The sequence below is a fragment of the Rhodococcus sp. BL-253-APC-6A1W genome (assembly GCF_012843405.1).
In the GTDB taxonomy this organism is placed as follows: domain Bacteria; phylum Actinomycetota; class Actinomycetes; order Mycobacteriales; family Mycobacteriaceae; genus Rhodococcus.
The window spans coordinates 253,343-279,889 of the sequence record NZ_JABAFB010000001.1 but is presented as its reverse complement, the minus strand read 5'-3'; the positions used below and the strand labels follow the sequence as shown (position 1 = coordinate 279,889).

Below are 26,547 nucleotides of genomic sequence, written 5' to 3'. Positions count from 1 at the left end.
GTGTCTCCCGCCTCGACGGCCGTGCGGCTCGCCGATCCGGTGTCCACGCTCGCCGCGGTCGCTGCTGCGGCGGCGGCCGTCATGGTGCTCGCCGTCGGTGACTCCGTCCTGCCCGCGGGTACGAGCAACGACTACACGCCGGTGATCACCGCGGTGCTCGCGGCGCTGGCCGCGACCGGGCTGCAGCGTTCGGGTTCGCGGCGGACCGCGTGGGCGATCGGGGCGGGTGCCGTTCTGGTGCTCGGCTCGGTGCGGTACATCGTTCCGGTCGACGCATCGTCCGAGACGCTCGCCGTCGTGGGATTCGTGGCGGCCGCGACCACCGGTGTGCTGCTCGGCTCGGCGGCCGCCGGGGCGTGGGGTTCGGCGAGCGGCCAGTGGGCGCTCGTCGCCGGGGCCTGGTCGGCTTTTCTCACGGCAGCGGCCGTGGGTGCGGTGGTGCCGGTCGCGGTGATGCGCTGGACTGTGCCGCAGTGGCTGCTGGTGCTCGCACTCGTCACGCTGGTCGGCGCCGCGATTACCGCCCGGCCCGGGATGCGCGTGCAACGGCTGGACCCACGGGTGTCCGTCATCGCGGTCGTGGCCGCCGGTGTCCTCACGCTCGGCTACCGGCTTCTCGGTGATCTCGTCACGTCGCAGGCGGCCGAAACCGCCGTGCGGATGTGGCTCGTCGTGGTTGTGGCCCTCCTTGCGATCGTGATCGCAGCCGAGATCACCGCCCGCCTCCTCCCGCCGGGCAACGACCGGTTCGTGCTCGCCGCCACCGGGGCGGTCGCTGCGGGATATCCGATCGTTGTCGAACTGTGGGCGGGCGCATCTCGGTGGGTTCTCCTGGTCACGGTCGGTGCCGTACTCGTGGGGGTTCGTCTCGCCCGGTACTTCCCCAGCCCACTCGCCGGATTCGCGGTCGCGATGGTCGTGTCCGTGGCCGCGGTCTGGTTTCCCGAAGAGATCGGCGAGGGAATTCCGCTCGTGGTGCGTGCCGCGCTCGTCGCCGCCGGGACCGCTCTCGCCCTCGCCGCGTCACTGCCGGGATCGGCATCGATCGCGGCGCTGGGGCTCGCGCTCCCCGTGCCGGCCGCGGCAGTGATCGGAGCGGTGTGGGTGTTGCCGGCCGACCCACGGTGGATCGTGCTCGCGCTCGCCGCGACCGTCGGCGCGTGTGCGTGGCAGGTGCGGTAGCCCGATCGGCCTATCGGGTGCCCGGGCGACTCTCCAATTCGATGACAGGTACATCCAATTCGGCGAACCGCGCAGGCACGTGATGCGAAGGGCGTTTCCACCCGATTCGCAAGCGTGCGAAGCCAACCGTTAAGATGGACTCATTCCGTTTCGCCTACTAGAGGCAGAACGAACGCATGTCGGGGCGTCCCGCGTTTCGGCATTGTGCCGTATTTCTTGACAAACGTGTTACGCCGCACAGTCAGACACCGCCGCCTGGCTCGACCCCGACGGAGTGCCTTTTGCTCGCCATACTCTTCGCTCACGCGGTTGCCGCTCTGCTGGCGCCGTCTCTGGTCAGAGTCATGGGGAGAAACGCCTTCCTGCCGCTGGCACTCGTGCCGCTGGGCAGTCTGGGCTGGGTCATCGCGAACTGGGGAACCGAGCAGCGGGTGCAGATCCCGTGGGCGACCTCGCTGTCGATGGATATCGACCTCCGGTTCGATGCGCTCGCCTCGATCATGTGCCTGCTGGTGCTCGGCATCGGATCGCTGATCCTGCTCTACTGCTCCCGCTACTTCGACGACGACGAACCTCGGCTCGGGCTGTTCGCCGCGGAGATGGTCGCCTTCGCCGGAGTGATGTTCGGCCTGGTCGTCAGCGACAACATGCTGCTGCTCTACACCTTCTGGGAACTGACGACCGTGTTGTCGTTCCTGCTGGTCGGCCACTACGCGGAGCGAGCATCGAGCCGCCGTGCGGCGACGCAGGCACTCCTGGTCACGACCGCCGGCGGTCTCGCAATGCTCGTCGGCATCATCATCCTCGGGCAGATGGTGGGCAGCTACAACCTGTCGGCGGTCGTGGAGGCTGCTCCGCACGGTTGGCTGGCGGGGGTTGCCATCGTGCTCGTCCTCATCGGCGCGCTGTCGAAGTCGGCCGTGGTCCCCCTGCACTTCTGGCTGCCCGGCGCGATGGCGGCACCCACCCCGGTGTCCGGTTACCTGCATGCCGCCGCCATGGTCAAGGCCGGCATCTACCTCGTCGCAAGGCTGGCGCCCGGCTTCGCGGACAGCGCCGCATGGCGACCGATCGTCATCGGACTCGGTCTCGCCTCGATGATCCTCGCCGGCTGGCGAGCGTTCCGGGCCTTCGACCTCAAACTGATCCTCGCGTTCGGCACGGTCAGTCAGCTCGGCTTCCTCACCGCACTCGTCGGGATCGGCAGTCGTGAAGCGGCACTGGCCGGGCTCACCATGGTGATTGCGCACGCGATGTTCAAGGCATGCCTGTTCATGGTCGTGGGCGTCATCGACCACTCGACGGGCACCCGCGACATCCGCAAGCTCGCCCACCTCGGCAAGGCGACGCCGCTGCTCGCCGGAGTCGCGGTACTGGCCGCTGCCAGCATGGCCGGGCTACCACCGCTCATCGGCTTCGTCGCGAAGGAAGCTGCGCTCGAGGGCGCACTCGTCGCCGACGTCCTGCCCGAGTGGGCGAGGGTGGCCACCACCGCCGGCATCGTGGTCGGTTCGATCCTCACGCTCGCCTACAGCATCCGGTTCATCTGGGGCGCGTTCGGCCGCAAGCAACTCAAGCGCCCGAGTCCGGCGGTGCAGAACGTGCACGCCCCCGGGTGGCTGCTGATGTCGGCGCCCACCGCGCTTGCCGTCGCCGGTCTCGCCGCCGGGTTCGGCGCGTCGTGGATCGACGGGCTGGTCACCCCCTACGCCGACACGCTCCCGTCCGGGCTCTCGAAGACCTACCATCTCGCGCTGTGGCACGGGCCGACGTTGCCGCTGGGTCTCACGGCAGTGGTGATCGCGGGCGGTACGGCACTGTTCCTCGCGCACCGCACCATCGCGCGACTCAAGTTCGAGCATCCGCCCCTCGGCAACGCCGACCGGATGTACGACGCGACGCTGCGCGGCATGGACCTGTTGTCGCTGCGGCTCACCGGCTTCCTCCAGCGGGGTTCGCTGCCGCTCACCCAGGCGACGATCCTCGTCACGCTCACGTTGCTCCCGACCATTCTCATGTTCGTGTTCGGGGTGGGCACCATGCCGGAGACGCGCCTCTGGGACACCCCGTGGGAGCTGGCGGTCGGCGTGATCGTCGCCGGTGCCGCGATCACCGCAACCGTGCTGCGCAACCGCCTCGGCGGCGTTCTGGTCGTCGGCGTCACCGGCTACGGCCTCGGTCTGCTCTTCGCGATGCACGGAGCGCCCGACCTCGCCTTGACGCAGTTCCTCGTCGAGACCGTCACCCTCGTGATGTTCGTGTTGGTGCTGCGGAAGCTGCCTCCCGAGTCCGACCCGGCAACCGATGCCCAGAGCAGGCTGCCGCGGGCACTGCTCGGCATCGCCGTCGGCCTGGTCGTGACGGGTATCGGTGTCTACGCGGTCGCCGCGCGCAGCGCCGACCCCATCTCGTTGCTGCTTCCCGACGCCGCGTACAACATGGGCGACGGCAAGAACGTCGTCAATGTGCTCCTCGTCGACATCCGTGCCTGGGACACCCTCGGTGAGATCTCGGTGCTGCTGGTCGCCGCGACGGGCGTCGCCAGCCTGGTGTTCCGAACCCGCCGCTTCGGCACCGCACCCCGCGTGTCGGATGCGCCCGCCGCGCAGCTCGATGCGGCATCGGCAAACAACGACACGACGTGGCTGCTGGGCGGTGACCTCATCGATCCGCGATACCGGTCGCTGGTCCTCGAGGTCACGACCCGTCTGGTGTTTCCCACCATGATGGTGCTGTCGGTGTACTTCTACTTCTCCGGGCACAACGCCCCCGGTGGCGGTTTCGCCGGCGGGCTCGTCGCAGGCTTGGCGCTCGTGCTGCGTTACCTGGCCGGAGGACGCTACGAGCTCGGAGAGGCGGTTCCCATCGACGCCGGAAAGATCCTCGGTCTCGGTCTCACCATCGCCGCCGGCACGGCCCTGGTGTCCGTGCTGCTCGGCGCCCCGGCGCTGTCGTCGGCGACCCTGCAGTTCACCCTGCCGGTGCTCGGCGACATCAAGATCGTGACCGCCCTGTTCTTCGATCTCGGCGTGTACCTGATCGTCGTCGGACTGATCCTCGACGTGCTGCGCAGTCTCGGCGCGCGACTCGACGCCGAGGTCGTGGGGGCAAAGCGATGATGACCGCGAACCTCACCCTGATGGGCGTCGTCGGCGTGTTCGCCGCGTGCGGTGTCTACATGCTCCTCGAACGCAGCATCATCAAGATGCTGCTGGGGCTGCTCCTCATCGGCAACGCCATCAATCTGCTGATCCTCACGCTCTCCGGCCCGTCGGGCAAAGCCCCGATCGTCGGCACGGAGAGCGACTTGCACGAGGACATGGCCGACCCGCTGGCCCAGGCGATGATCCTGACGTCCATCGTGATCACGATGGGTATCGCGGCGTTCGTGCTGGCCCTGACGTACCGGTCGTACACCTTCCGTGCTCGCGACGAGATCGAGAACGACCCCGAAGACACCTTGGTGTCGCGGCGGCGCAGTCCGGCGGAAGCGCCGGTGCGCGACCGCTCCGACGACCCGCTCACCGGCGAGCCCAGCAAAAGCGGCGACGCCTTCGACGCCGAAGGCAACCCGATTCCCCTCGAGGCACTCACCAACATCGAGGACCTCGAGGTGTACGAAGACCTGCACGACGGCGATTTCGACGACCCCACCGACTCCGCGTACGACCCGATCCACAGCGGTGCGGAACCGCACACCAGCGGTTCGGGCGAGGACAGCGACCGGCACGACGACACGCACGGAGAGGGTGACCGCCGATGATATTGACCTCGGCCGCCCTCATCCCGCTGCCCGTCCTCATCCCGCTGCTCGCAGCCGCCGTCACCCTGATCCTCGGCCGCCGGCCGCGTGCCCAGCGCGGAATCACCGTGTTCGCGTTGGTCGCGACGCTCGTCGTCGCGGTTGCGCTGCTGTACTTCGCCGACCGTGACGGCATCGAAGTGATGCAGGTCGGCGGGTGGGAAGCGCCCATCGGTATCTCCCTGGTGGTCGACCGTCTCGCCGCGCTGATGCTCGTCGTGTCGGCGATCGTCTTGCTGTCGGTGATGCTCTTCGCGGTCGGGCAGGGCATCCACGACGGCGACGAACAACAGCCGGTCTCCATCTTCCTGCCGACCTACCTCGCTCTCACCGCGGGCGTGAACATCGCGTTCCTCGCCGGTGACCTCTTCAATCTGTTCGTCGGATTCGAGGTACTTCTCGCGGCATCGTTTGTGCTGTTGACCATCGGGGCGAGCGCCGACCGCGTCCGGGCCGGTGTCTCGTACGTGATGGTGTCGATGGTGTCGTCGATGGTGTTCCTCGCCGGCATGGGGTTCGCCTACGCCGCGACGGGCACCTTGAACCTCGCCCAGATGGCGGTCCGGATGGACGACGTGCCCGAAGGCACCCGTGCGGCGATCTTCGGCGTCCTGCTCGTCGCGTTCGGCATCAAGGCGGCGGTGTTCCCGTTGTCGTCGTGGCTTCCCGACTCGTACCCCACCGCTCCCGCACCCGTCACCGCCGTGTTCGCCGGGCTGCTCACGAAAGTGGGTGTCTACGCGATCATCCGTGCCCACACCCTGCTGTTCCCCGGGGGTGAACTCGACGGGGTGCTGATGGTTGCGGGCCTGCTGACGATGGTCGTCGGCATTCTCGGCGCGATCGCCCAGAACGACATCAAACGTCTGCTGTCGTTCACCCTGGTCAGCCACATCGGCTACATGGTGTTCGGTATCGCGCTGTCTTCCGAGACGGGCCTGGCCGGCGCGGTGTTCTACGTGGGCCACCACATTCTCGTGCAGACGACCCTGTTCCTCGTCGTCGGCCTGATCGAGCGGCAGGCCGGTTCGGCATCGCTGCGCCGCCTCGGCGGGCTCGCCCTCGCCAGCCCGCTGCTCGCAGTGTTGTTCCTGATCCCGGCGCTCAATCTCGGCGGCATCCCGCCGTTCTCCGGATTCATCGGCAAGGTCGCGTTGCTGCAGGCCGGCGCCGAGGACGGCTCGGTTCTCGCGTGGCTGCTCGTCGGCGGCAGCGTGCTGACCAGTCTTCTCACCTTGTACGTCGTGGCGCGGATCTGGACGAAGGCGTTCTGGCGGGCCCGCGCCGACGCTCCCGAGGGCGAACTCGCCGACATCGGTCCCTCCGCGCTCATCGACGAATCCGAAACGGACATCCTTCTCGAGGAGCGCGAGGACGTGGGCAAGATGCCCCGCGCGATGCTCGTGCCGACCATCTGGCTCGTGACGATCGGCGTGTCGCTGACGGTGTTCGCGGGTCCGCTTCTCGACATCAGCCACCGCGCCGCCGAGAACCTGCTGGACCGCTCGGTGTACATCGAAGCCGTGCTGGGAGGTGACGGACGATGATGAAACGCGCCAACGTCGTCAGGCTGTTCGTGCTCGGCTGGATGACCTTCGTGTGGGTGCTGCTGTGGGGCACCTTCAGTATCGCCAACATCCTCGGCGGACTGGTCGTGTCGATCATCGTCATGGTGCTGCTACCGCTCCCGCGCGTTCCCGTCGAAGGCAGAGTGCACCTGTTGTCGGCAGTCCGGCTGGGCATGTACATCTTCATCGAATCGATGCGCTCGACGGTGTCCGTGGGCTGGCTCGCGATCCGTCCGGCGCCACCTCCGGTGACCGGTGTCCTGCGCTGCCGCCTGACCATCAAGTCCGACCTGGTGCTCACACTGTGGACGGACATCATGAACAACATCCCCGGCACCATGGTTCTGGAGATCGACCAGGTGCGCCGCATCGTGTACGTCCACGTCCTGGACGTGAGCACCGACCGCGCGGTGTCGGACTTCTACCGTTCGGCACGACTGATCGAACGCCTCCTGATCAGGACGTTCGAGCGCGATTCCGAATGGCAGCCGAGCCCCTGGCGAAGCGGAACGGAGAGTATCTGATGACCGTGCTGCTGGTGATCTCCGGCGTGCTCTTGTTCGTGTCGGCGGTCCTGATCTGTTACCGGGCCTTCGGCGGCCCCAATTCGCTCGACCGGTTGGTCGGTGTCGACGCCCTGCTGGCGATCGCGATCTGCGGGCTCGCCGTCTGGGCGGTCTACAGTCGCGACACCACCGTCGCGCCCGCGATCGTCGCGCTGGCGCTCGTCGGATTCATCGGGTCGGTATCCATCGCCCGCTTCCGGGTGCGTGACGAACAATGAGCACAGTTCTCGACCTGATCGGCCACATCCTGATTCTCATCGGGGCAGTCATCTCGTTCACCGCGGCGATCGGGGTGGTGCGCTTCCGCGACACCCTCTCGCGGATGCACCCCGCGACGAAGCCGCAGGTGATCGGGCTCCTCTTCGTGCTCGGCGGGGCGATGCTGATCCTGCGCGGGTCGGTGGATATCTGGATGATGGCGCTCGCCGGCATGTTCATGGTGCTGACCGCACCGGTGATCGCGCACCGGGTGGGACGCATCGCCTACCGGGAACAGCTCGGCCGGGACGGACTGCTCGAAGAGGAGTTCCCCGGCGACGGAACCTGACCGGCGGGGGCGTTCAGGCCCGTAGTTCGTCGACCAGCGAGTCCACCACGGCCACGAGATCGCCTCCCGTAGCCTCCGCGAGACGTCGCTGCCGTTGATACGACGCTCCGCGCACCGGGATGTCGGCGACCCGCGCCAGTTCGTCGGCGCACCCGAGCCGGGCAGCGGTCGGTGTGATCTGCTCGAGCAGGTCGTGCAGGTCGTCGGTGACGAGGCGTTCGTGACACTCGGGGTCCAGGATCACCTCCGCCTCCAGCCCGTACCGTGCCGCGCGCCACTTGTTCTCCTTGACGTGCCACGGCTGCAGAATCGGAAGGTCTTCACCGCGCTCGAGACACTCGTCGAAGTAGACGACGAGCGAGTGGACGAACGCGACGAGTGCGGCCAGTTCGGCGCGGTTGGTGATGCCGTCGAAGACCCGCACTTCGATCGTGCCCCATTTGGGAGCGGGCCGGATGTCCCAGTGCATCCCTCCGGGAGTGTTGATGACCCCGGATTTGAGTTGATCCTCGATGAAGCGTTCGTACTGCGCCCAGTCGGAGAAGTGGTAGGGCAGACCGGCGGTGGGCAACTGCTGGAACATCAGTGCCCGGTTGCTGGCGTAACCGGTGTCGTATCCCGCCCAGATCGGCGACGACGCCGACAACGCGAGCATGTGCGGATACTTCACGAGCAGGGCGTTGAGGATCGGAATGACCTTGTGCGGCGACGACACGCCGACATGGACGTGCACCCCCCAGATCAGCATCTGCCGGCCCCACCAGCGGGTGCGATCGATCATTTCGTCGTAGTGCGGGGCGCTGGTGACGATCTGGTCCGTCCACTGCGCGAACGGGTGGGTGCCCGCGCACATCAGATCGACACCGTGCGGGTCCGCGGCGCGGCGCAACAGCGACAGCGATTCGGAGAGGTCGTCGACCGCTTCGCCCACCGTGTCGTGGACGTCGGTGACGAGTTCGACCGTATTCCGCAGGAACTCCTTCGTCAGACGCGGTGTCTCACCTGCGATCCTGCCGACGGAGTCGAACACGTCCGCTGCACTGTTCGACAGATCGCGGGTGGTCTTGTCGACCAGGGCGATCTCCCACTCCACGCCTACTGTCGGACGGGGAGAACCCGGAAACTCGACTGCCACGATTCGATCCAACCACAAGGGCCCCGCGAACCGATCATGCCCGCGAGGCCCTGTGAGTGGAATTACCGCGTGTGCGGTCTCCGGGGAAACGTCACTCGATTACGCCGCACGCTTGGCGGGCGCCGAGGTTGTCCTCGTGCACGACCACCGAGGTACCTTCTTCACCCTGCAGATCCTCGAGGGTGAACGCGTTCGTGGTCACGGTCGTGGTCGCCGTTCCGTCTTCGTGGACGACGACCGACACCAGGTCACCGCTCTCCGGGACGGAGGTGCTGCCTTCGACCTGCAGGTGCGGGCCGGCGGACAGGAATGCTCCCGGTGCGCCACCCGTGGGAGCGACCGACTCGGGTTCGCACTTGCCGACCGCGTGGACGTGGACACCGTGGTAGCCGGGCGCGAGTCCCTCCACGTCGATCGTGACCTGCACGCCACCGTCCTGTTCGGCGAAGGACACGGTGCCTGCATCAGCGCCGTCGACCGCCTTCAGGCCGGCGGTCAGAGTGGCCGCACCTGCGGCGCCGCCGCCCTGCGCGCTGCCGGCCTGCGCTCCGCCTGCTCCGGATTCGCTGCCGTGGGAGTCCCCGTGGGAGTCGCCGGGGGCAGCGGAACCGGTCCACACCGGCGGTGTCGTACCCGGCACGTCGGTCGGTTCCTCGTTGTTCGAGCATGCGGTCAGGCCGACGGCAGCGATCGCGACAATCGGGGCCAGAGCACGCCAAGACATGCGACGGGTGGAACTGGAGACCATCAAACCGCTCCTTCGAAGTGCCGAAAAGTAAACCGATCATAGCCGGGACCCCGCGCGCCGCTCCTGCCCTGCTACCGGAAAGCCCGGTCGGTCGCGTGCGGCACCGTCGGTCCGTCTACGACGCAGCGACGATGACGATCACGCCTGGGGCTTCGTCGGCAAGTCCCGGAAGGCGAGGTTGCGCGGAGACGCCGAGCGCGTCGGCGACCTCGAGTGCGGTTTCCTCCTCGCCGGGTGTCGTCCCGTAGTACACGGTGGTCATACCGACGGTGCCGTTGCTGTAGTTGCCCGTGTCCTCGATCGTGAAGCCTTCGTCCTCGAGCAGACTTGCCGTCTGGGCGGCGAGGCCGGCGACGTTGCTGTTGTTGAGGACGCGGACGGGCGCCGGAGTTGCGGGCGCTGCCGCCGCCGACGATTCGGGGGTGGTGGCGGCCGGGGCAGCCGACGTCGCAGCGGGTGGCTGCGCTGCGTTGGGTGCCGCCGATGCCGCGCCGCCGAACGCACTCGCGGCCGACGCCGACGGAGCGGCCTCGGAGGGTTCGCTGCTCGCGGTGGTGGTCGCCTCGTCGTCGGAGCCGCCGAGTGACGCCATCCCGATCCCGGCGAACAGAATTGCGAGGGAGATCAACACCATCGCGAAGGCCCGGAGGGGTGGCCCCGACGACGAGGGTGCTCGGTTGGGTTTCTCGGCGGTTCTGCTCACGCGTTCGACCATAGTTGGCCGACGGTTCACGCGCTGACGCTCGGCTAACGCGTCGTTTCGAATCCGAGGCGTCGTGCGGCGCGTGCCTTCTGGCGGCTCGCCCGGAGCCGACGGAGCCGTTTGACCAGCATGGGATCGGCGGCAAGAGCTTCCGGCCGGTCGACGAGCGCGTTGAGCACTTGGTAATAGCGGGTCGCGGAGAGGCCGAACAGTTCCTTGATGGCTTCTTCCTTGGCGCCGGCGTACTTCCACCACTGCCGCTCGAAAGCCAGAATGTCGTGGTCGCGCCGGCTCAGGCCGTCGTCTCCGATTGCATTCGGATCAGCCGCGCCGGCGATCTCGTCGTCACTGCGCTGGGGCTCTGCACCGGACCGGCCCCCATCGTGCGCTGCTGCGCCGTCCATGTCACTCCTCGAAGCCCGGATCACTCGGGCGACAATTACACCTGTGTGTTTCCGACCGTAATTCAACCACGCGGTTCCGACACGTACCGGCCCGACGAGCACCTCGGACGCGCACTATCCTGTTCCACCATGGCCATTCTTCCGATCGTCATCGTCGGCGACCCCGTCCTGCACAACCCGACCGAACCGGTGACGGAATCCCCCGCCGAGCTCGCTCAGTTGATCGCCGACATGTACGAGACGATGGATGCCGCGAACGGGGTCGGGCTCGCCGCCAACCAGGTCGGCGTCGCCAAGCGCCTGTTCGTCTACGACTGCCCCGACCGGGACGAATCCGGGCACGTCGCGCGCCGCCGGGGAGTTGTCGTCAACCCGGTACTCGAGACGTCCGAGATCCCCGAGACGATGCCGGACCCGGAGGACGACCTCGAAGGGTGCCTGTCCGTGCCCGGCGAGAACTTCCCGACCGGCCGCGCCGAGTGGGCGAAGGTCACCGGAACGGACGCCGACGGCAACCCCGTCGAGATCGAGGGCCACGGCTTCTTCGCGCGCATGCTGCAACACGAGGTCGGCCACCTCGACGGGTACCTCTACGTCGACGTGCTGATCGGCCGCAACGCGCGCGCAGCCAAGAAGACCATCAAGCGTGCCGGATGGGGAACTCCCGGTCTGACGTGGATGCCCGGAACGGTCGAGGACCCGTTCGGGCACGACGATGACGACTGACGAACCTGCCGTACCCGCAGTACCGCTCGGCAGCCGTGTGGTGCTGCGCTATCGCCTCCCCGCGGGATACAGCCATCCCATGACCGATGTGATCGGCGAACTCGTCTCGATGGAACCGGTCGTGGCGGTGCGCACCGCGGACAAGCGACTTGTGCAGGTCTCGCCGAGCGCCGTGGTGGCCGTGAAGCAGATCGCCGCACGACCGATCCGGACCTCCGAGATCCGGTCGCTCGAACATGCCGCCGCAGCCGGATGGCCAGGCCTGGAGCAAGCGTGGATCGACGGCTGGTTCCTGCGGGCGGGCGGCGGTTTCACCGGCCGCGCCAACTCGGCGACCCCGATCGGGGCTCCCGGCACCGTCGCGGACCCTGCCGATCCCGAGGTGCGGGCACGCCTGCGTGACTGGTTCGCCGCGCGTGGCCTTCCGCTGCGTCTCCTCGTCCCCGACCGGCTGGCCCGGATTCCGCAGGGCTGGCCCACCGGCGACAGAGTGGTCGTGATGGGTGCGGACCTCGAGAACGTGCCGCTGCCGGAGGGGCCGGTACCCGTCGAGGTCGCCGGGGAACCGGACGAGGAATGGTTGTCGCTGTACCGGAACGGCACGGTTCCCCCGGTCGGGCAGGCCGTGCTCGGCGCCGTCGCCGCCGGAACCCTCGGATTCGGCCGGATCGGAGCGCCCGGGCAACCGCCCCTCGCCATCGGGCGGGCCGCGGTGACCCATGCCCCGGACGGTCGCCGCTGGGTGGGACTCTCCGCGGTGGAGGTCGCCCCGGAGCACCGGCGCCGCGGCCTCGGGACCCTGCTGTGCGGGTCGCTGCTCGCCTGGGCCCGCGACGCCGGAGCCACCCATGCCTATCTTCAGGTCCACGACGAGAACGTGGCCGCGCGCACGATGTACCGGGAACTCGGGTTCGTCGACCATCACCACTACACGTACGCGACCGAACCCCCGGCTCCGTCGTCCGCCGATCGCGCGTAGTCGTCGCGTCGTACCCCTGGCCTAGAGTGTGGGCGTGCGATTGGCAACGTGGAATGTGAACTCGGTCCGGGCCCGGACCGACCGGATCGTCGACTGGATGCAGCGGACAGGCACCGATGTGCTCGCCATGCAGGAGACGAAGTGCAAGGACGAGCAGTTCCCGACGGAGCGGTTCGAAGAACTGGGCTACGAGGTCGCGCACGTCGGGTTGAGCCAGTGGAACGGCGTCGCCATCGTTTCCCGTGTCGGCCTAGAGGACGTGCAGGTCGGTTTCGAAGACCAGCCCGGCTTCTCCAAGGATCCCGAGATCTCTCCCGCGCTCGAAGCCCGCGCGATCGGCGCGACGTGCGGCGGTGTGCGGGTGTGGAGCCTGTACGTGCCCAACGGCCGCGACCTCAACGATCCGCACTACGCCTACAAACTCGACTGGCTGGCGAAGCTGCGGGCCGACGCGCAGGCGTGGCTCTCCGCCGATCCCCATCAGCAGATCGCCCTCGTCGGCGACTGGAATGTCGCACCCACCGACGACGACGTCTGGGACCCCGCATTCTTCGAAGGCAAGACGCACACCTCGCAGCCCGAGCGCGACGCCTTCCATGCGTTCGCCGACGCCGGGTTCACCGACGTGGTGCGCCCGCATGCGCCGGGCCCCGGGGTGTACACGTACTGGGATTACACGCAGTTGCGGTTCCCCAAGAAGCAGGGCATGCGGATCGACTTCGTGCTCGGTTCTCCCGCGTTTGCCGCACGGGTCACGGGCGCCGAGATCGACCGCAACGAGCGCAAGGGCAAGGGCGCGAGCGACCACGCTCCGGTCATCGTCGATCTGGCGGACGAACCCGCGTAGCGAAGGTTGGTGTCCCGGAGTTCGGCGTCTCGGAGTTCCGTGGCAGGGAGCCGGGCTGTGAGTCCGGCTGCGAGGAGGTCAGGCACCCCGCCTGCGCGCGACCGGACCGGGCGAGACCACGACGTTCTCGTAACCGCCGTGTGAGTCGAGGTAGCGCTGGACATAGGTGCAGATCGGCCGGACCCGCCAGCCGCGTTTCCGTGCGATATCGAGGGAGCCGCCCACCAGGACGGCCGCGAGTCCGCGGTGACCGAAGTCTTCCACGATCACGGTGTGCATGAAGTCCACGATCGGATCGCAGGGCCCGGGCACTCCGGACGGGCAGTTGGTGTCGTAGTAGCCGAGTATGCCGACGAGATCTCCGTTGAGCCGCAGTTCGAAGCGGTTCTGGTCGGCGTTGTCGGACACATCGGCGCTCGGCGTACTGGTGTCCAAGAGCATCTCCAAGCGGTGTTTTCCTGATCGAACTGTGACCTGGACCACTATAGAACACGTTCCTGCAAGAACCTCCGGGCTCCCATTCTTTCGTGACGGGCCCGCCGTGGAGCCGCTGCCGAGGGTGAGCCCCCACAGCCTCGGTAGGGTGAGCGCCGTGGAACTTCTGCCCTTGTCAGCTGCCGGTGAAACGCCGGTTCGCGCCCTCACCATCGCCGGCACCGACTCCGGCGGCGGCGCCGGCATCCAAGCCGACACCCGGACCATGGCGATGTGCGGTGTGCACGCGTGCGTCGCGGTCGCCGCGGTCACGGTGCAGAACTCGGTGGGAGTAGAGGGGTTCCACGAGATTCCTGCCGAGACCGTCGCCGCACAGGTTCGGTGCGTCGTCGACGACATCGGCATCTCGGCTGCCAAGACCGGAATGCTCCCGTCCACCTCGATCATCGAAGCCGTCGCCGCAGTGTGCACCGAGATGGGCATCGGCCGCGATCTGCCGGTGCCGCTCGTCGTCGACCCGGTGTGCGCATCGATGCACGGCGACCCGCTGGTCCATGCCGATGCACTCGACGCGATCCGTTCGGTGTTGATCCCGCGGGCCACCGTCGTCACCCCGAATCTGGACGAGATCCGTCTCATCACGGGCATCGACGTGGTGGACGACCCGTCGGCGCGGCGCGCGGCCGAGGCCCTGCACGCTCTCGGTGCGCAATGGGCCATCGTCAAGGGCGGGCATCTGCGCACGTCGTCGTCGAGCACCGATTTGTTGTTCGACGGGGATCGGTTCCTCGAATTCACCACCCCCCGGATCGACACGGGCAACGATCACGGCGGCGGCGACACCCTGGCCGCCGCGATCGCCTCGGCTCTCGCACACGGCCGGTCGGTGCCCGACGCGGTGGCGTTCGCGAAGGAGTGGATCACCAAGTGCCTCGAATGGTCGTACGACCTGGGGCGCGGACACGGACCGGTCAACCCGTTGTGGCGGCTACAGGAGAAGTGACCGCAGCCGGTGCGGGTTACTCGGTGAACGCCTCGCGTGCCTGCACTCGTGCGTCGCCGACGGGCACCCCGTCCGGCCCATCCACCGACAACGCGTAGAACGCCGTGCCGTACCCGACGGCCGCCGCGGCTGCGGCGAGCGCGTCGCGGTCCACGTTCGCGACGTCGTCCTCGGCGGTGTGGTAGTTCGGGTCGAATGCCTTACCGCCGGTACCGCCCCACAGCTCCGCCTGTTCGGCGGTCTTCACATCGTCTGCACCGCTGAACACCCCACCGGCGGGAATGCCGACGGCGACGAACGGTCCGTAATCGGACCTGCCGTCGAAATCGGTGCCCGACACGGTGATGCCGCGCTCCGCGAAGAATTGTGCGAACGTCCGCTCGATCCCCGCCGATCCCTCCGGCCCGGGACCTTCCCCTTCGCCGTCGGAGTCGTCTCCGTCGAAGACGAGGTACCCGGGGTTCGGGGAGCCGAGCATGTCGAAGTTGAGATACAGCGCGATGTCGCGGCGTTCGTCGTCGGACAATCCGTCGATATAACGAGCGGATCCGACGAGCCCGGCTTCTTCCGCTCCCCAGAATGCGAAGCGCACCTTGTTGGCAACATCCGGTTCCGCGCCGAGTTGCAGTGCGGTTTCGAGCACGGAGGCGACTCCCGTGCCGTTGTCGTTGACGCCGGGCCCCTCCGGGACGCTGTCGAGATGTGCGCCGACGACCACCACATTGTCGGCCGCGCCGGTGGAGGTCTCGGCGATCACGTTGCGCGAACGCTGCCTCTCGGTCGTGGTGTCGAGAGTCAGATTCACCGAGGATGCCCCTGCGACCGTGTCGGCGTCCTGCCGGGCGAGTCCTCCGACAGGTATCCGGGGTTTCTCGTCTTCGGCGAGTCCCGCATCGGACAGCGGCCCGTCCTCGTTGTTGACGACCAGCACTGCGGCCGCTCCCCGATCCGCGGCGACCTGCTCCTTCACCGAGAACGTGCACGCACCGCGGTCGACGAGTACCGCCGATCCGGAGACGTCGAGGCCGTCGTAGTCGGTGGGCTCACAGCCCGGCGTCTCGTCGGCCGGAACCCGCACGGGGCGCACGGTGAGTCCGTCCGGCCCGGTCGAGGGCGAGAAGCCCAGCGCGCGCACGCCCAAGGGGGTGCCGTCGATGTCGAGGGCCTCGGTCTCAACGTCGAACCCGGTCACGTCGAATTCCGGTGTCTGCACGTCGAACCCGGCGTCGCGCAACCGGCCGGCGACGTAGTCGACACTCGCGTCGTATCCGGGGGTGCCGAGCGCGCGGTTGCCGTCGTTCTCGCCGGCGATGCGTTCGAGTTCGCTCAGATGTGCCGTGACCGCCTCGATCTGCACCCGGTCGGCGATCGCGTACGGGTCGAGCGACGGCGGTGCCTGCCCGCTGGGGGAATCGACGCTGCCGGAACCCCCGCTGCCGGAACCACCGCCCTCGGTACTGTCGTCGGCCGCGCATCCCGCGACCGACAGGACCGCTACCGCGATCGACAACCCCGCCCGTCCCCACCGTCCGCGCGCCATGGGCAGAGCGTAATCGACCGGTGGGGTCCGCGCGTGGTGCTCAGGCGTCCCGCTTGTTCACCACGACCAGTGACACAGCGAACACCACAGCCGTGAAAACCGCGAAATACACGAGGGAACCCCATGCACCCCAGTGGAATTCGATGCCCTGCTCCATGCTGAGGAAGTTGTTGGCGTTGGCGAAGGGCAGGAACGGCTGGATTTCACGTCCGACCGATCCGAACAATCCGAACAGCGACTCGATGAGCAGTGGCCACAGCAGCAGCAGCGCGATCGTCCCGGCGGACTGGCGCAGCAGCGTACCGACACCGATCGCGAGCACCACACAGAGGAACGCGTAGAGCGGAATTCCGTAGATCGCCCGCCACGCCGGCTCGCCGCTGAGTACGAGATCTCGTCCGGCATCCGGTCCCGCCAGCATCTTCGCGAGAAGGAACGACGCGAGACCGAGCACGCCGGTGAGAATCGCGCCGAGCACACCGATGAGCGCGGCCTTGACCGTCAGGAGGAGCGTCCGGTTGGGCGTGGCCTGGAAGGTCGTGCGGATGACGCCGAACCGGTATTCGCTGGTGACCGACAGTGCTGCCAGGATCATCAGCACCAACACGCCGAATCCCGTGACACCGCTGACGGCGACGTCGACGGTGGGATAGAACTGCATCACTTCGTCGTCCGCGGTGAGCGAACTGCGCGCGACCGAACCGAGAACCGCGGCCAGGCCCAGCCCGAGCGCGACGATCACCACCGTGCACCACAACGGCGACTGCACCGAGGTGAGTTTGATCCGTTCGGCCCGCAGCGTGTCGAGCACGGTCCCCGCCATCACAGTCCGCCTTTCATGACGTCGTCGGTTCCGGTGCCGTGGAATTCCACGTGGCCCCCGGTGAGTTTCATGAATGCGTCTTCGAGCGACGCGTTACGGCTGGACAGTTCGTGCAGCACGAGTGATCGCGACGCGGCGAGTTCACCGACCTCGGCAATGCCCACGTTCGGCACCAGCAGCGCCCCGTCCTCTTCGCGGACGGTGTACCCCCGCTCGGTGAGGGCGCTGCGCAGCTCGCCGGCAGAAGGACTGCGCACCACGACGACCGATTCGGAGGCCCGGTCCACGAAGTCCTTCACCGACGTGTCGGCGATCAGGCGTCCCCGCCCGATGACGATCAGATGGTCGGCGGTCTGTGCCATCTCCGACAGCAGGTGGCTCGACACCAGCACGGTGCGACCCTCTGCCGCAAGGGCGTGCATGAAGCGCCGGATCCACATGATGCCCTCCGGGTCGAGCCCGTTGACGGGCTCGTCGAAGAGCAGCACCTGCGGGTCGCCGAGCAGCGCCCCGGCGAGACCGAGCCGCTGCGACATGCCGAGAGAGAACCCACCGGCGCGCTTCCCGGCGACTTCGGTGAGACCGACCTGGCGCAGCACCTCGTCCACGCGGGAGGCCGGCAGGCCGTTGGACGCCGCGAGCCACCGAAGGTGCGCACGCGCCGTCCTGTTGGGGTGCACCCACTTCGCGTCGAGGAGCGCTCCCACCGTCTGGAGCGGCCGTGTCAGGCTGCGATACGGCTTGCCTCCGATGAGCGCGCTGCCCGAGGTCGGGCGGTCCAGGCCCAGGATCATGCGCATCGTCGTCGACTTCCCGGCGCCGTTGGGGCCGAGAAACCCGGTGACGATGCCGGGGCGGACCGTGAACGTCACATCGTCGACCGCGGTCGTGGACCCGAAGGTCTTGGTCAGTCCGGTCACTTCGATCATGGGCCATACTCTGCACGATCGGGACCGCGCGCGCAGCTACCGCACCGTCATCAGGGTTCGAGAGGCGACGACGCCTGCGCCCAGAACCGTTTCGGAATCCGTCCGGCATGGCGTGCGCGGAATCCCGCTTCGACCGCGTGCCGCATCGCCGAGGCCATCAACGCGGGTTCTTTCGCGCGCGTGACCGCGGTTGCGAGCAGCACTGCGTCGCAACCGAGTTCCATTGCGAGCGCGGCGTCGGATGCGGTGCCGATTCCGGCGTCCAGGATCACCGGCACCCCGGCCGCCTCGACGATCATCTCGATGTGATGCGGGTTCGCAATGCCCAGGCCCGTCCCGATGGGCGAGCCGAGCGGCATGACCGCGGCACAGCCGATGTCCTCGAGCCGGCGCGCGAGCACGGGATCGTCCGTCGTGTACGGCAGGACCACGAACCCGTCGTCGACCAATTGCTCGGCAGCCGCGACCAGTTCGATCGCGTCGGGGAGCAGTGTCCGCTCGTCGGCGATGACTTCGAGTTTGACCCAGTCGGTCTCGAGCGCCTCACGTCCGAGTTGCGCGGTGAGCACGGCTTCCTTCGCGCCACGGCAACCGGCGGTGTTCGGCAGCAGCGCGATCCCCAGCCGGCGCACCAGATCGAGGACACCGGTGCCCGATGTCGGATCGACGCGGCGCATCGCGACGGTCGTCAGTTCGGTTCCGGACGCGACCAGCGCGTCTTCCAGCGCAGCGAGACTCGCCGCTCCGCCCGTTCCGGTGATCAGCCGGGACCCGAAGGTGCGACCGGCGATGGTCAACGGCGGCAGGTCCGCGGCCGGGTCGCCGGAAGGGCCGTCGAGGAATTCAGCCACCCTGGACCGCCGTGAGAATCTCGATCTGTGCGCCCGCGGCGACCCGCTCGCTCCAGCGGCTGCGGGGGAACACCACGCCGTCGACTGCGACGGCGAGGCCCTTCTCGGGCAGCCCCATGCCTGCCAGCAGTTCCGACATCGTCGGTGCCACCGCGAAGTCTTTGTCCTCACCGTTGACGGTGACGCCCACCTGAGTTCGGTTCGACCCGGTTCCGTTGGTCATTGCGCTACCACTTCCGTAAATCGTTGAGGGGAAGCATGCTTCACCTCGGACAAGGGATCTTCGGACAATTCTGCGAGCACCGCGTCGACGGTCAGGGGTGTGAGCAGCACGCCGTTGCGGCCGTGTCCCGTCGCGGCGATCACGCGTTCCGACAACCGCCCGATGAGCGGAAGGTTGTCCGGTGTCATGGGGCGCAGTCCCGCGCTCGCCTCGTGGAGTTCGTACTCGCCGATCGCCGGCAGCAGTGCCTCCGCATCGGCGATCAGGTCGCGCACCCCCGCGACGGTCACCTGCGTATCCGCCGCCTCGTACTGGGTGGCACCGACCACGAGACCGTCACGGCGGGGTACCAGGTAGGCGGGTCTGCCGTGGACGTTGCCCCGGATGGTGCGCTCCGGAAGCGGCGTCGCTCCGGGGCGCATCCGTAACCGCAGGATCTCGCCCTTGACGGGCCGTACCGGCAGGGCCGGCCACAACCGGGAGGAGGCGGAACCGGCCGCGAGCACCACGCGATCGGCGGCGAGGTCGGCGAGGTCGGCGACCGGCGCCTCGGAGAATCGGACACCGGCATCGACAGCGGCACGACGCAGGGCGACGACGAGCGCCCGGTTGTCCACGGACAATTCCGCCGACGCGAGCAAACCGAGACGGATGCGAGGCCCGAGGGACGGTTCGAGGTCTCGCACCTCCGCACGGGAGAGCACCCGCATCTCGTGGCCCTGCGCCTGAACCCACTCGGCGACCGTGCGCAGGTCCGCGGCGTCTGCGGCGTCGAGAGCCACCGTCATCGACGCGGTGGAGGTCACCAGGTCGATGCCGGTCCCGGACCGGAGGAGTGCCGCGAACTCGGGCCAGCGCTGCAGCGACGCGGCACCGAGTTCGAGGACGTGGCCTTCGCCGGGCCACCCTTCGGACAACGGGGCGAGCATTCCGCCTGCCACCCAGGACGCACCCGAACCGGGATCCGGATCGTGGACGGTGACGACATACCCCGAGCGGGCCGCGCGCCACGCGATCGACAGACCGATCACTCCGCCACCCACGACTGCCACTGTTGTCATCGGTCCACCTCACTCCCTGCGCCGGCATGATCCGGTTCAGGTCATAACGGTCGGGGCCGGCAGGCCCCCTCTCAGCCCCGTGTACCTCGGGACTCCCGTGTCGTATCTCGTCTACCCGAGAGGTTACCGTCTTGACCGTGACCACCTACCGCGGCAACCATCCCGACCCCCGTGGGCGTCTCGCGACCGCCCGGCTGTACCTGTGCACCGACGCGCGCCGCGACACCGGCGACCTCGCCCGTTTCATCGACGAGGCGCTGACCGGCGGTGTCGACATCGTTCAGCTGCGCGACAAGGGTTCGGCGGGTGAGAAGAAGTACGGCCGGCTCGAGGCGCGTGACGAACTCGCAGCCCTGTCCATCCTGGCCGACGCATGCGCGCGCCACGGTGCGTTGCTGGCGGTCAACGACCGAGCCGACATCGCCCTTGCCGCGGGTGCCGACATCCTCCACCTCGGCCAGGGCGACCTGCCGGTCGAGCATGCGCGAAGCATCCTCGGCGACGACATCGTGATCGGCCGGTCGACCGGCACCCGCGGGCAGGCGTCGCTCGCCGACATCGAAGAGGGAGTCGACTATTTCGCGTCGGGTCCGGTGTGGGACACCCCGACCAAACCGGGTCGTCCGGCAGCGGGTCTGAGCGTGCTGCGAGAGGTCCACAAGTCGCATCCGCGCAGGCCGTGGTTCGCGATCGGCGGGATCGATCTCGAGCGGCTGCCTCAGGTCCTCGACGCGGGCGCCACCCGGATCGCCGTCGTGCGGGCCATCACCGAAGCCGCCGATCCGCGCGCCGCCGCCGCAGCGCTGAAAGCCGCGCTGCCCACACCGTGAACGGCGCGCTCTAGAGCCACGCCAGGACAGCGGACGGGGGCAGTGTCACCGCGTTGCCGGGAAGCCGGTCACGAAGTCCGCGGTCGGCGGTGACCACGACCGTGACCCCCGGGTCGACCGCGGTCGCAGTACTTGCCGCGAGGCGGGCCAGTTCGTCGTCTCCGCTCCCCTCCGCGGTGTGCACGGGAATGCGGGCGTCGTCCGTCGCCGCACCGCGGGCAGCTCCTTCGAGGACCGCCTCGACCTGCGGCACCCACCCGAACAGGCCGTCCGGAAGCTCGACGGTCCGGGGAAGGACGGCGGCGAGATTCGCGAGCAGAGCACTCGTCGCGCCCGGACGATCCCGCCACCAGCCCGTCGGCCCGGTCGAGCCGAGGACATTCGCGGTGTCGAGCAGCATCCGTACCGGGCGGGTGCGCAGGGCGGGCCACGCCTCCGCGAAACCCGCGTGCAACGGCATCTCGCCGACCTGCTCTTCGGGCACCCAGCGGAGTTCGGTGCTCTCACCGTTGAGCGTGGTGTCGAGCGGAGCAGCAGCGTCGGCGACGACCGTGGTGTAGGTCCACCCGCCCACCGACCCGGAGGTGACCCGCACGGCACGCACGGCGAGTGCCGTCACCTCGATCCCGGCCTCCTCGTGCGCTTCGCGGACCGCCGCGTCGACGGTGCTTTCGTGCGAGTCGCGAGCGCCGCCGGGCAGTGCCCACGTTCCGCCCTGATGACTCCACGCCGCCCGGTGCTGCAGGAGAACAGCGGGAGTCCCGTCCGGAAGCGGCGCGCGCAGGAGCAATCCGGCGGCACCGTGCCGTCCCCACCGCTTGTCACCGTCCGGCCCGACGGCCCAGCCGTCCCCGTCACCGCGCATCCTGTCCGCTCCCTGGTCCCAGCCGTCACGGAAGTGCTCGGGCGAGGAGATCCCGTGTCCGTGGTCGGCACATTCTTTCGCGTGCTGCTTATATGCTCCACAAAACCGGCAACCTGAGAAGGGGGGTTATGCGGTGGATATTCGCCTGACCCCTACTGTTCTACCGGTCGAGAACCACAACCAGCGTACCGAGGATCCCAAAAACCCGGTTGTACGCGCTGCCCGCCGACGCGGCAGCACGTTGCAGTCCACTCCCGTGCTCTTCGCGGTCCTCGCGGGTGTGCTCGCCGTCCTGCTCGTCGCGTCGTGCGTGGTGACGGTGCAACTCGTGGGCGCACGGCAGGACACGCACGGCCGGCTCCTCGCGACGACCGAACCGCTCGCGAACGCTTCCCAAAACCTGTACAGCGCGCTGTCCGTCGCGGACGCCGCCGCGGTGACAGGATTCATCTCCGGGGGCATAGAGCCTCCCGAGGTTCGGGAGCGTTATCTCGACGCCCTCGCCGAGGCCTCCGACCATCTCGTGATCGCCGCGGCCGGTCTCACCGCGGACCAGGCCCACAGCACCCGCAACCTCACCGAGATCGGACGCCTGCTGCCCGTCTACACCGGGCTGATCGAGACCGCGCGCGCCAATTCGCGCGTCGGCAATCCCGTCGCCTCCGCCTACCTCGGGGAAGCGTCGTACATGATGCAGTCCGTGTTGCTTCCCGCGGCGCAGGAACTGCAGTCGGAAGGGATCTCCGCGGTCGAGGCCACGCAGCGTGCCGCGGTGCGGCCACCATGGCCGGCGATCGGACTGCTGCTCGTCACCGTCGCCGCGCTCGTCGCGGTTCACATGCTGGTCAGCCGCAAAACCCGCCGCACGTTCAATCTCGGTCTGCTGGTGGCCATCGCCGCGGCCGGGTCGCTGCTCGCCTGGCTTCTCGTCGCGGGACTGGTGTCCTCCGACGCCACCGAACGCGCCCTCGAACAGGGCGCCGAACCACTGGCGGTCCTCACGGAGAGCAGAATCCTCGCCCAGCAGTCACGCACCGCCGAAACGCTGCTGCTGGCGCAACGCCACTCCACCGGCGCGTACGACGGAACGTACGGCGAGCGGATCACCCGGCTCGGGGAACTTCTCGAACGGTACGGCGGCGCCGACCCGACCGAAGCCGGGGCCGAAGCGGTACAGCGTGCGCAGGCAGCCCGCGACGCGTGGATCAATTCTCATGCGCGCACGACGGACGCTCTCGAACGCGGCGACTACGAGGCCGCCGTCGTCCTGGTGATCGGACCCGGCCCGGACGAATCCACCGCACAGTTCACAACACTCGACGGTGCCCTCTCGACCGCCATCGCAGAATCACGTACCGAACTACGCGACAACGAGTCCCGTGCCTCCCGCACATTGTCGGGGCTCGTTCCGGCCGCCGTGATCCTCGTCGTCATCGCGCTCACGGGAAGCGGCATCGGACTGTGGCGACGGATCAGGGAGTACCAATGAGATCGCGCCGCACCTCCGCCTTCGCCGCTGCACTGTGTGCCACTGCTGCTCTCGTATCCTCTTGCGGCACACAGCCTTCCCCTGGTCCATCCGTCGTCGAGACCGCCGAGAGAACCTTCCCGCTTCCGGAAGGCGCCAGGATCGCCGAACCGTCCGGGCCGACATCCGCCTCACCGGAATGCGGTGACCCCACCGCGAGCCTGCGCCCGAACGGCGCCGACTCCGGACCGACCCTCGACGCGATCCGCGCCCGGGGCCGCCTGATCGTCGGACTCGACGCCGGGAGCAATCTGCTGAGTTATCGCGACCCCACCACCGGTGACATCACCGGCTTCGATGTCGACATCGCTCGTGAAATCGCCCGTGATCTCCTCGGCAGTCCCGAATCGGTCGATTTCCGGATTCTCAGTTCCGCCGAGCGCGAGGAGGCGCTGCAGACTTCGACGGTGGACATCGTGGCGAAGACGATGAGCATCACGTGCGCGCGTCGCGAACTCGTGGACTTTTCCACAACCTATCTGCGCGCCGAGCAACGTGTGCTCGTGGTCAGAAATTCCGGGATCCGCAACGTCTCCGACCTCGTGGGGCGACGCGTGTGCATCGTCGACGGCACCACTTCGCTCGAGCGGATGCGCGAGGTACAGCCGTCCGCGTCGATTCTGACGGTCCCGTCCTGGGCGGACTGCCTGGTGGTGCTCCAGCAACGGCAGGTCGACGCCGTGAGCACCGACGACACGATCCTGGCGGGCTTCGCCGCCCAGGACCCGTACGTCGAAGTCGTCGGGGACTCGCTGCGCACGGAACCGTACGGAATCGGGATCACCCGGGGCAACGACGACCTGGTTCGGTTCGTCAACCGCACACTGGAACGTATCCGCTCGGACGGCACCTGGACCGCACTCTACGACAGGTACCTTTCGGTACTGGGGCCCGCGCCGGAGCCACCGGCACCCACGTATGTGGATTGAGGAAGTGATGTCCGCCAACCGCACGCCCGACGACGCAGATTCCGCTTCCGCGAGCGCGCAGAGCGAGACCGCGCCGGGGCAGGGAACGCAGCGGGCCCCGCTCCCGGCCACGGGTCCGTCCGAGCGTTCGATGCCTTCTCAGCGTTCCTCGAGCCGGCGTACCCGGCCGCGCGGAGCGGGCCGTCGCCGGATCGCAGGACTGGTCGATGTACCGGTCGCTGCGCCACAGGACCCGATGCACGCCGTGCTGCGCACGCCGCATGTCGCGGAGGGGAAACGGTTCTGCTGGAAGTGCGGCGAACCGGTCGGGCGCAGCACACCGTCCGGCCCGGGACCGACAGCGGGCACCTGCCCGCGGTGCGGGTCGCCCTACTCCTTCACCCCTGTCCTGCAGCGCGGAGACCTCGTGGCGGGCCAGTACGAGATCCAAGGGTGCCTCGCGCACGGCGGGCTCGGCTGGATCTACCTCGCTGTGGACCGCAATGTCAGCGATCGGTGGGTTGTCCTCAAGGGTCTGCTGCACTCGGGTGATGCGGAGGCGCAAGCCGTCGCGGTCGCCGAGCAGCAATTCCTCGCGGAAGTCAGCCACCCGAGCATCGTGCGCATCTACAACTTCGTCGAGCACCCACTCCCCGACGGCACGCCGATGGGTTACATCGTCATGGAGTACGTCGGCGGGCACACGCTGAGGGAAGTCCTCGACACGTACTCGAAGCCACAACGGATGCCGGTGGAGCAGGCCATCGCCTACATGCTGGAAGTTCTTCCGGCGCTGCAGTATCTGCACGAGATCGGTCTCGTCTACAACGACCTCAAACCCGAGAACATCATGGTGACCGACGAGCAACTCGAACTGATCGACCTCGGCGCCGTGGCAGGCATCGAGGACTACGGGTACCTGTACGGCACCCCCGGATATCAAGCTCCCGAAATCGTGCGGACGGGTCCCACCGTCGCCAGCGACATCTACACCGTGGGCCGCACGCTCGCGGTACTCACCTTGGAAATGCCCTCGGAGAAGGGCCGGTACCTCGACGGACTGCCCACACCGGCAAAGGCTCCGTTGCTCGCCGAATTCGACTCGTTCCACCGCCTGCTCCTGCGCGCGACGAACGCGGATCCAGCCCTGCGGTTCTCGTCGGCCGACGAGGTTGCCGGCCAGCTCACCGGAGTGCTCCGTGAAATCCTGTCGCAGCAGACCCGCACCGAACATCCCGGGTTCTCCACGATGTTCAGCCCGCAACGCACGACCTTCGGCACCGACGAGGATGTGGCTCGCACCGACGCGCTCGCCGACGGAGTCGATCGTACGGTGGTGCTCTCCCCTCGCGCCGTCACAGCGGCGCTGCCCGTGCCGCTGCTCGACCCCGCGGATCCGAGTGCCGCCCTTCTCACCGCAGCCGTGCACAGCGAACCCCAGCAGACCCTCGACTCGTTGCGGCACGCCCGAGACAACGGACTCGAGCGCGTGTCCGGAACCACCGACGCCGCGTTCTCCCGCGAGATCACTCTCGCCGAAGTGCGGGCCAATGTGGATCTGGGGCGCGGCGAACAAGCCATCGAGATCCTCACCCGGCTCGAACGAGAGACCGGCGCCGATTGGCGTATCGACTGGTACGCCGGTAACGCTGCCCTGCTACAAGAAGACTACGAAGGCGCATTCGCCCGCTTCGATCGGGTGCTGCAGGCATTGCCGGGTGAACTCGCACCCAAACTCGCGCTGGCCGCCACCGCGGAATTGACGCTCGAACACTGGGAGAGCGATGATCCCGCGTCCTGGCGTGCCTTCTGCGAGAACTTCTACCGCACGGTGTGGCGCACCGACCACAGCGTGGTCAGTGCCGCCTTCGGCCTCGCCCGCCAACTCGCGGGCAGCGGCAGGACCGGCGACGCGGTCGACGTCCTCGACCAGGTTCCCCACACGTCACGACACCACAACGTCGCGAACATGACCGCAGCGCTGATCTTGCTGCGTCACGGCAACATCGACGAGCTGACCGATGCCGACCTCTTCGACGCCGCGAAGCGTGTGTCGTCGTTGCCCGCCGACGAGGGCCGCGCCCTGCAGATGCGTGCCCTGGTTCTCGGCACCGCCCTCGAATGGATCCGGGCCGGGCGATCCCCCCGGCGTGACCACGGCCGGATCCTCGACAGCCGGTTCACGGAGAACGGTCTGCGCCGCGGCACCGAAGCCGCCCTTCGGGAACTCGCCCGCAAGTGCCCCGAGCGCGCGCATCGCTACGTCCTGGTCGATCTCGCGAACGCCATCCGTCCCCGCAGCCTGATCTGACAGCGTTGTTGATCCGACACCGCTGTTGATCCG

27 protein-coding genes and 1 riboswitch are annotated in these 26,547 nt (G+C 68.2%); of the genes, 15 read left to right on the top strand and 12 right to left on the bottom strand.

The window, feature by feature from the left end:
- From HF877_RS01170 to mnhG, 7 genes are all read left to right on the top strand, one after another.
- On the top strand, nucleotides 1-1,182 hold the full coding sequence (locus HF877_RS01170; RefSeq protein ID WP_169619224.1) for a hypothetical protein: 1,182 nt from the start codon (nucleotides 1-3) through the stop codon (nucleotides 1,180-1,182).
- Nucleotides 1,183-1,463: 281 nt separating this feature from the next.
- Nucleotides 1,464-4,301 (top strand): Na+/H+ antiporter subunit A, encoded by a 2,838-nt coding sequence (locus tag HF877_RS01165; protein WP_169619222.1) that lies wholly within the window; start codon nucleotides 1,464-1,466, stop codon nucleotides 4,299-4,301.
- The gene (locus HF877_RS01160) at nucleotides 4,301-4,945 is read left to right on the top strand and encodes a Na(+)/H(+) antiporter subunit C (protein WP_169619598.1); all 645 of its coding nucleotides are present in this window, start codon (nucleotides 4,301-4,303) and stop codon (nucleotides 4,943-4,945) included. The genes HF877_RS01165 and HF877_RS01160 overlap by 1 nt, the downstream gene beginning before the upstream one ends.
- Nucleotides 4,942-6,531, top strand: coding sequence for a Na+/H+ antiporter subunit D (locus HF877_RS01155; protein ID WP_169619220.1), 1,590 nt, complete (start codon nucleotides 4,942-4,944; stop codon nucleotides 6,529-6,531). The genes HF877_RS01160 and HF877_RS01155 overlap by 4 nt, the downstream gene beginning before the upstream one ends.
- Nucleotides 6,531-7,076 (top strand): Na+/H+ antiporter subunit E, encoded by a 546-nt coding sequence (locus tag HF877_RS01150; RefSeq protein WP_169619597.1) that lies wholly within the window; start codon nucleotides 6,531-6,533, stop codon nucleotides 7,074-7,076. Before HF877_RS01155 ends, HF877_RS01150 begins: the two co-directional genes overlap by 1 nt.
- Nucleotides 7,076-7,336 carry a monovalent cation/H+ antiporter complex subunit F gene (locus tag HF877_RS01145; protein WP_169619218.1) on the top strand — a complete coding sequence of 87 codons (261 nt, stop codon included), beginning with the start codon at nucleotides 7,076-7,078 and terminating at the stop codon, nucleotides 7,334-7,336. Before HF877_RS01150 ends, HF877_RS01145 begins: the two co-directional genes overlap by 1 nt.
- Nucleotides 7,333-7,665, top strand: coding sequence for a monovalent cation/H(+) antiporter subunit G (mnhG, locus tag HF877_RS01140; protein WP_169619210.1), 333 nt, complete (start codon nucleotides 7,333-7,335; stop codon nucleotides 7,663-7,665). The genes HF877_RS01145 and mnhG overlap by 4 nt, the downstream gene beginning before the upstream one ends.
- A gap of 13 nt (nucleotides 7,666-7,678) precedes the next feature.
- Here the strand turns inward: mnhG and HF877_RS01135 are convergent, their stop codons facing one another.
- From HF877_RS01135 to HF877_RS01120, 4 genes are all read right to left on the bottom strand, one after another.
- Nucleotides 7,679-8,800, bottom strand: a complete 1,122-nt coding sequence (locus HF877_RS01135) for a glutamate--cysteine ligase (RefSeq protein WP_169619208.1) — start codon at nucleotides 8,798-8,800, stop codon at nucleotides 7,679-7,681.
- A 91-nt stretch (nucleotides 8,801-8,891) separates the two neighbouring features.
- Entirely contained in the window at nucleotides 8,892-9,548 is a 657-nt protein-coding gene (locus tag HF877_RS01130) for a superoxide dismutase family protein (RefSeq protein ID WP_169619207.1), read from the bottom strand.
- A 115-nt stretch (nucleotides 9,549-9,663) separates the two neighbouring features.
- Nucleotides 9,664-10,263, bottom strand: a complete 600-nt coding sequence (locus tag HF877_RS01125) for a LytR C-terminal domain-containing protein (RefSeq protein ID WP_169619205.1) — start codon at nucleotides 10,261-10,263, stop codon at nucleotides 9,664-9,666.
- Between the two features lie 32 nt (nucleotides 10,264-10,295).
- Nucleotides 10,296-10,655, bottom strand: a complete 360-nt coding sequence (locus tag HF877_RS01120; protein WP_169619203.1) for a DUF3263 domain-containing protein — start codon at nucleotides 10,653-10,655, stop codon at nucleotides 10,296-10,298.
- Nucleotides 10,656-10,784: 129 nt separating this feature from the next.
- On the opposite strand from HF877_RS01120, the gene HF877_RS01115 reads away from it, so the two are divergent.
- From HF877_RS01115 to HF877_RS01105, 3 genes are read left to right on the top strand one after another with little or no spacing between them, the layout of a single operon-like run.
- Nucleotides 10,785-11,381 carry a peptide deformylase gene (locus HF877_RS01115; protein WP_169619201.1) on the top strand — a complete coding sequence of 199 codons (597 nt, stop codon included), beginning with the start codon at nucleotides 10,785-10,787 and terminating at the stop codon, nucleotides 11,379-11,381.
- On the top strand, nucleotides 11,371-12,360 hold the full coding sequence (locus HF877_RS01110; RefSeq protein WP_169619199.1) for a GNAT family N-acetyltransferase: 990 nt from the start codon (nucleotides 11,371-11,373) through the stop codon (nucleotides 12,358-12,360). The genes HF877_RS01115 and HF877_RS01110 overlap by 11 nt, the downstream gene beginning before the upstream one ends.
- Before the next feature lie 34 nt (nucleotides 12,361-12,394).
- Entirely contained in the window at nucleotides 12,395-13,207 is an 813-nt protein-coding gene (locus tag HF877_RS01105) for an exodeoxyribonuclease III (RefSeq protein WP_169619197.1), read from the top strand.
- 78 nt (nucleotides 13,208-13,285) lie between these two features.
- On the opposite strand, the gene HF877_RS01100 is transcribed toward HF877_RS01105, so the two are convergent.
- A complete protein-coding gene (locus HF877_RS01100; protein WP_206036473.1) occupies nucleotides 13,286-13,648 on the bottom strand; it encodes a GNAT family N-acetyltransferase in 363 nt (120 codons plus the stop codon).
- 151 nt (nucleotides 13,649-13,799) lie between these two features.
- Between HF877_RS01100 and thiD the strand changes: the two genes are divergently transcribed.
- Nucleotides 13,800-14,645, top strand: a complete 846-nt coding sequence (thiD, locus tag HF877_RS01095) for a bifunctional hydroxymethylpyrimidine kinase/phosphomethylpyrimidine kinase (RefSeq protein ID WP_169619195.1) — start codon at nucleotides 13,800-13,802, stop codon at nucleotides 14,643-14,645.
- 16 nt (nucleotides 14,646-14,661) lie between these two features.
- Here the strand turns inward: thiD and HF877_RS01090 are convergent, their stop codons facing one another.
- The 6 genes from HF877_RS01090 to thiO form a co-directional block, all read right to left on the bottom strand.
- The gene (locus HF877_RS01090) at nucleotides 14,662-16,185 is read right to left on the bottom strand and encodes a M20/M25/M40 family metallo-hydrolase (protein WP_169619193.1); all 1,524 of its coding nucleotides are present in this window, start codon (nucleotides 16,183-16,185) and stop codon (nucleotides 14,662-14,664) included.
- A 40-nt stretch (nucleotides 16,186-16,225) separates the two neighbouring features.
- A complete protein-coding gene (locus HF877_RS01085; RefSeq protein WP_169619191.1) occupies nucleotides 16,226-17,008 on the bottom strand; it encodes an ABC transporter permease in 783 nt (260 codons plus the stop codon).
- Nucleotides 17,008-17,937: an ABC transporter ATP-binding protein gene (locus tag HF877_RS01080; RefSeq protein ID WP_169619189.1), complete on the bottom strand. Its 930-nt coding sequence runs from the start codon at nucleotides 17,935-17,937 to the stop codon at nucleotides 17,008-17,010. The genes HF877_RS01085 and HF877_RS01080 overlap by 1 nt, the downstream gene beginning before the upstream one ends.
- A gap of 50 nt (nucleotides 17,938-17,987) precedes the next feature.
- Nucleotides 17,988-18,788 carry a thiazole synthase gene (locus HF877_RS01075; protein ID WP_296550902.1) on the bottom strand — a complete coding sequence of 267 codons (801 nt, stop codon included), beginning with the start codon at nucleotides 18,786-18,788 and terminating at the stop codon, nucleotides 17,988-17,990.
- A complete protein-coding gene (gene thiS, locus HF877_RS01070) occupies nucleotides 18,781-19,011 on the bottom strand; it encodes a sulfur carrier protein ThiS (RefSeq protein WP_169619187.1) in 231 nt (76 codons plus the stop codon). The genes HF877_RS01075 and thiS overlap by 8 nt, the downstream gene beginning before the upstream one ends.
- Nucleotides 19,008-20,072, bottom strand: a complete 1,065-nt coding sequence (thiO, locus tag HF877_RS01065; RefSeq protein ID WP_169619185.1) for a glycine oxidase ThiO — start codon at nucleotides 20,070-20,072, stop codon at nucleotides 19,008-19,010. The genes thiS and thiO overlap by 4 nt, the downstream gene beginning before the upstream one ends.
- A riboswitch (TPP riboswitch) is annotated at nucleotides 20,067-20,181 on the bottom strand. (Overlaps the previous gene by 6 nt.)
- Before the next feature lie 28 nt (nucleotides 20,182-20,209).
- Between thiO and thiE the strand changes: the two genes are divergently transcribed.
- The gene (thiE, locus tag HF877_RS01060) at nucleotides 20,210-20,902 is read left to right on the top strand and encodes a thiamine phosphate synthase (protein ID WP_169619183.1); all 693 of its coding nucleotides are present in this window, start codon (nucleotides 20,210-20,212) and stop codon (nucleotides 20,900-20,902) included.
- A 10-nt stretch (nucleotides 20,903-20,912) separates the two neighbouring features.
- Here thiE and HF877_RS01055 read toward each other — a convergent pair whose 3' ends face one another.
- Nucleotides 20,913-21,767 carry an NUDIX hydrolase gene (locus HF877_RS01055; protein ID WP_169619181.1) on the bottom strand — a complete coding sequence of 285 codons (855 nt, stop codon included), beginning with the start codon at nucleotides 21,765-21,767 and terminating at the stop codon, nucleotides 20,913-20,915.
- Between the two features lie 133 nt (nucleotides 21,768-21,900).
- Between HF877_RS01055 and HF877_RS01050 the strand changes: the two genes are divergently transcribed.
- Genes HF877_RS01050 through HF877_RS01040 form a run of 3 tightly spaced genes read left to right on the top strand, consistent with a single transcriptional unit; the run spans nucleotide 21,901 to nucleotide 26,514 of the window.
- Nucleotides 21,901-23,256 carry a hypothetical protein gene (locus tag HF877_RS01050; RefSeq protein ID WP_169619180.1) on the top strand — a complete coding sequence of 452 codons (1,356 nt, stop codon included), beginning with the start codon at nucleotides 21,901-21,903 and terminating at the stop codon, nucleotides 23,254-23,256.
- Entirely contained in the window at nucleotides 23,253-24,224 is a 972-nt protein-coding gene (locus tag HF877_RS01045) for a glutamate ABC transporter substrate-binding protein (protein ID WP_169619178.1), read from the top strand. The genes HF877_RS01050 and HF877_RS01045 overlap by 4 nt, the downstream gene beginning before the upstream one ends.
- 7 nt (nucleotides 24,225-24,231) lie before the next feature.
- Nucleotides 24,232-26,514: a serine/threonine-protein kinase gene (locus HF877_RS01040; RefSeq protein WP_240951854.1), complete on the top strand. Its 2,283-nt coding sequence runs from the start codon at nucleotides 24,232-24,234 to the stop codon at nucleotides 26,512-26,514.
- Nucleotides 26,515-26,547: the final 33 nt, after the last annotated feature.